The organism is Flavobacterium sp. (assembly GCF_044368995.1).
Lineage (GTDB): Bacteria > Bacteroidota > Bacteroidia > Flavobacteriales > Flavobacteriaceae > Flavobacterium.
In genome coordinates this window covers 1-4801 of the sequence record NZ_JBIPMS010000124.1, presented here as the reverse complement: position 1 = coordinate 4801, position 4801 = coordinate 1, and the positions used below count along the sequence as shown (strand labels likewise).

Annotated in this window: 4 protein-coding genes; 3 read left to right on the top strand and 1 reads right to left on the bottom strand. The window is 33.6% G+C overall.

Features of this window, described 5'->3' with window-relative positions; genetic code table 11:
• The coding region (locus ACIQ2I_RS07965; RefSeq protein ID WP_396181891.1) for a phospholipase D-like domain-containing protein at positions 1-1044 on the top strand (1044 nt) is incomplete at its 5' end.
• 8 nt (positions 1045-1052) lie between these two features.
• On the top strand, positions 1053-1943 hold the full coding sequence (locus tag ACIQ2I_RS07960) for a Ppx/GppA phosphatase family protein (RefSeq protein ID WP_396181890.1): 891 nt from the start codon (positions 1053-1055) through the stop codon (positions 1941-1943).
• 70 nt (positions 1944-2013) lie between these two features.
• Here the strand turns inward: ACIQ2I_RS07960 and katG are convergent, their stop codons facing one another.
• A complete protein-coding gene (gene katG, locus ACIQ2I_RS07955) occupies positions 2014-4233 on the bottom strand; it encodes a catalase/peroxidase HPI (RefSeq protein ID WP_396181889.1) in 2220 nt (739 codons plus the stop codon).
• A 180-nt stretch (positions 4234-4413) separates the two neighbouring features.
• On the opposite strand from katG, the gene ACIQ2I_RS07950 reads away from it, so the two are divergent.
• Positions 4414-4801: amino acid permease (locus tag ACIQ2I_RS07950; protein WP_396181888.1), on the top strand; the 388-nt coding region annotated here is incomplete at its 3' end.

The window sequence follows — 4801 nt, the reverse complement described above, 5'->3', positions numbered from 1 at the left end:
TATCAATCATTTTCTTACTTAATTCGATTTTTAAGAGAAGCGGCTTTAGATCCAAAAGTGCAATCTATAAAAATTACTTTGTACCGATTGTCTAAAAATTCTCAAATCGTAAGTTCGCTTATAAATGCTGCTAAAAACGGAAAGAAAGTTACTGTTCAAATTGAGTTACAAGCCCGTTTTGACGAAGCAAGTAACATTTCTTACGCCGAACAAATGCAAGAAGAAGGTATTAATTTAATTTTTGGTGTTAAAGGATTAAAAGTACACAGTAAAATTTGTTTAGTAGAACGGTTGGAAGATGAAGAAATTACAAGATATGGTTTTGTGTCAACTGGTAATTTTAGTGAAGCATCGGCAAAAATTTATACCGATGTAACTTTATTCACAAGTGATTCAAGAATTTTAAAAGACATGTCTAAAGTATTTGAGTTTTTTGAAGTAAACTATAGAGTACATCGGTACAAACATTTAATTGTTTCACCACATTATACGCGCTCCCGTTTTATTAAATTAATAGACAGAGAAATAAAAAACGCCTCAGAAGGCAAATCCGCTTACATTAATTTGAAAATGAATAGTTTATCAGATTATAAAATGATTGATAAATTATATGATGCCAGTAATTCTGGTGTTAAAATTAAATTGATAATTAGAGGTATTTGTTGTTTGGTTCCAGTTTTAAAAAATTACAGCGAAAACATTGAAGCTATTAGTATAGTTGATAATTACCTAGAACATTCCCGAGTGTTTATATTTGGAAATAATGGCAATCCTGAAGTATTTATTTCTTCTGCCGATTTTATGACTAGAAATATTGATGCACGAGTAGAAGTTACTTGTCCTATTTACGACGAAGAAATTAAACAAGATTTAATAGACACTTTTGAAATTGGTTGGAAAGCAAATGTTAAGGCACGTTTACATTCAGATAAATTTGAAAATTTATACAGAAAACGTGGAGAAGACAAAGTGTTTAGAGCCCAACAAGAAATGTACAAACACTATCAGAACAAATTGGAAGTAATACTTCCAGAAATTATATAAACACATTAATGATTCAAATAAAAAAATATGCTGCAATAGATATTGGTTCCAATGCAATGCGGTTGTTAATTACAAATATTATTGAGCAAAAAGGCAAAGAAGTTCAATTTAACAAAAGTGCCTTAATACGTGTACCTATTCGTTTAGGACAAGATGCTTTTACAGTAGGTGAAATTTCAGATGAAAATATTGACAGGATGATTGATGCGATAAAAGCATTTAAATTATTAATGAAAGTATATAAAGTTGAAAAATTTATGGCTTGTGCCACTTCTGCCATGCGTGAAGCATATAATTGTAAAGAAGTTGTCGATATCATAAAGGAAAAAACAGATATTAAAATTGAAATTATTGATGGTAAAAATGAAGCTGTAATTATTGCCTCATCTGATTTACATCATTTTATAAAAACCAATGAAAATTATCTTTATGTAGATGTAGGTGGGGGAAGTACCGAATTTTCTTTGTTTTCTGATGGAAAAATATTGGTTTCAAAATCATTCAAAAACGGTACTGTTCGTATGTTGAATAATATGGTAAACGAAGTAGTTTGGCAAGAAATTGAAAAATGGATTAAAACCAATACAGAAGGTATGAGTAATATTACCATGATTGGATCTGGGGGAAATATCAATAAAGCATTTAAATTGTCAGGTAAAACGCAAGATAAACCTTTGACGTACAAATATTTAAAATCGCAATTTGAATATATAAATGCATTAACATACGAACAAAGAATCTCCGAATTAGGTTTAAATACCGACCGTGCCGATGTAATTATTCCAGCACTTACTATATATTTAAGTGCCATGAAATGGAGTGGTGCCAATCATATTTATGTGCCAAAAATTGGATTAGCTGATGGGGTCGTGAAAGCTATGTATTACGAAAGAATATAAAGCACAATAGAATAAATAAAAAAAGGCAATTTGTTTCCAAACCACCTTTAATATAAAATATTGATTTTGATTATTTTGCGATGTCAAATCGGTCTAAATTCATCACTTTATCCCAAGCTTTTACAAAATCAGTTGCAAATTTTTGACTGGCATCTGAAGAAGCATACACTTCAGCTAATGCTCTTAATTCTGAATTCGAACCAAAAATTAAATCTACTCGAGTTCCTTTCCATTTTAATTCGCCAGTTTTGCGATTTCTTCCTTCAAAAATGGCAGCATCATTAGAAGATGCTTTCCAAGTGGTATTTAAATCTAATAAATTCACGAAGAAATCATTGGATAATGTTTCTGGATTATTAGTGAAAACACCGTGATTAGAATGGTTGTAATTTGCGTTTAAAACACGTAATCCACCAACTAAAACTGTCATTTCGGAGGTAGTTAATGTCATTAATTGTGCTTTATCTACTAACATTTCTTCTGCAGAAACCGTGTATTGCGTTTTCATATAATTTCTGAAACCATCTGCTTCTGGTTCTAAAACCGCAAAAGATTCAACATCTGTTTGTTCTTGAGTAGCATCATTTCTGCCTGGTTTAAAAGGTACCTTAATATCATGATTTGCGTTTTTAGCTGCTTTTTCAATTCCAACAGTACCTGCCAAAACAATTAAATCGGCTAAAGAAATTCGTTTACCATCGAATTGAGCACTATTAAAACCATTTTTAATACTCTCTAAAATTGCTACTACTTTTGATAATTGCCCTGGATTGTTTGCTTCCCAATTTTTTTGTGGCGCTAAGCTAATTCTTGCTCCGTTTGCTCCACCACGTTTATCTGAATTACGGAAAGTAGAAGCGGAAGACCAAGCTGTTGCAACCATTTCAGAAATAGAAAGACCAGATTCTGCAATTTTAGTTTTTAAAATTGCGATGTCGTTTTCATTAATTAATTTATGTGTTACAGCCGGAATTGGATCTTGCCAAATCAATTCTTCTTGAGGTACTTCTGGTCCTAGGTATAAAGATTTTGGACCCATATCTCTATGTGTTAATTTAAACCACGCTCTTGCAAAAGCATCAGCAAATTCCTCTGGATTTTCGTGAAAACGTTTAGAAATTTTAGCATATATAGGATCCATTTTCATAGCCATATCTGCAGTCGTCATCATTAATCTTTGCGATTTTGAAGCATCTCCAGCTGTGGGTGCCATTTGTGCATTAGAAGCTGCTGTCGGTGTCCATTGTTGTGCACCAGCTGGACTTTTAGTTAGTTCCCATTCGTAACCCAATAATACGTTGAAGTAATCATTGTCCCATTGTGTTGGATTTGGCGTCCATGCGCCTTCAATTCCACTTGTAATGGTATCATTTCCAACACCTGTACCAAATGAATTTTTCCAACCACGACTTTGTTCTTCAATTGGAGCACCAGCAGGTTCTGGTCCAACAAATTCTCCAGGATCTGCCGCACCGTGCGCTTTCCCGAATGTATGTCCGCCCGCAGTTAAAGCAACCGTTTCTTCATCATTCATGGCCATTCTCGCAAACGTTTCACGAATATCTCTTGCCGAAGCTAGAGGATCGGGGTTTCCATCTGGGCCTTCTGGGTTTACATAAATTAATCCCATTTGAACCGCTGCTAACGGATTTTCTAATTCACGCTCACCTTGATATCTTTTATTTCCTAACCAATCACTTTCAGAACCCCAGTAAATATCTTGTTCTGGTTCCCAAACATCAGCTCGGCCTCCACCAAAACCAAACGTTTGGAATCCCATAGATTCTAACGCACAGTTTCCAGCTAAAACCATTAAATCGGCCCAAGAAATTTTATTTCCATATTTTTGTTTGATTGGCCATAATAATAAACGAGCCTTGTCTAAATTCCCATTGTCTGGCCAACTGTTAAGTGGTTCAAAACGTTGTTGTCCAGATCCGGCACCACCACGACCATCACCAATACGATACGTTCCTGCTGCATGCCAAGCCATACGAATAAAAAATGGACCATAATGTCCGTAATCTGCTGGCCACCAATCTTGAGAATTGGTCATTAAGTTAACGATATCTTGTTTTAAAGCTTCGTAATCAACACTTTTAAATGCTTCTGCATAATTGAAATCTTCACCCATTGGATTGGATAATTCTGAATGTTGACGAAGAATATTTAATTTTAACTGATTTGGCCACCAATCACTATTTCTAGTACCATTACCAGCTGTTTGTTTTGTTACAGCACCAGAAAACGGACATTTTCCTCCTCCGTTTGAATTTGAATTGTTTTCCATAATTATTATGTTTTTTTTTGTCTTACAAATTTATGCTTTAAATTCTGTTTTTTTATATAATTTGTAATTATATAAATTTATTTAATAATAGTTTTTGATTATCATTATTTCATTCTAATAACAGAAAACAATTGCAATTTTAATTCTATATTTGCTTTGCTAACCTAAATTATATTAAAAATGAAAATTTTTAGAAAGAAATCGATTATAACGATATTGAAACAAGGCGGAGATGGGGATCATTCAGGTTTAAATAAAGTATTGACAGTAAAAGATTTAACTTTTTTTGGTATTGCTGCTATTATTGGAGGCGGTACGTTTAGTGCCATAGGTAATGCTTGTTTTTCAGGCGGACCTGCAGTCGTACTTTTGTATATTATGTGCGCCGTAGCTTGTGGTTTTACTGCTATGTGTTATGCTGAATTTGCATCTCGTGTTCCTGTTTCCGGTAGTGCGTACACATATGCCTACGTTTCTTTTGGAGAGCTTTTTGCTTGGATAATTGGTTGGGCATTAATTATGGAATATTCTATTGGTAATATTTACATTGCTTTTTCTTGGAGTGGTT

Coding starts and splice junctions, on each gene's coding strand:
- katG (WP_396181889.1), bottom strand. CDS start 4,233: ATGGAAAACAATTCAAATTCAAACGGAGGAGGAAAATGTCCGTTTTCT.
- ACIQ2I_RS07960 (WP_396181890.1), top strand. CDS start 1,053: ATGATTCAAATAAAAAAATATGCTGCAATAGATATTGGTTCCAATGCA.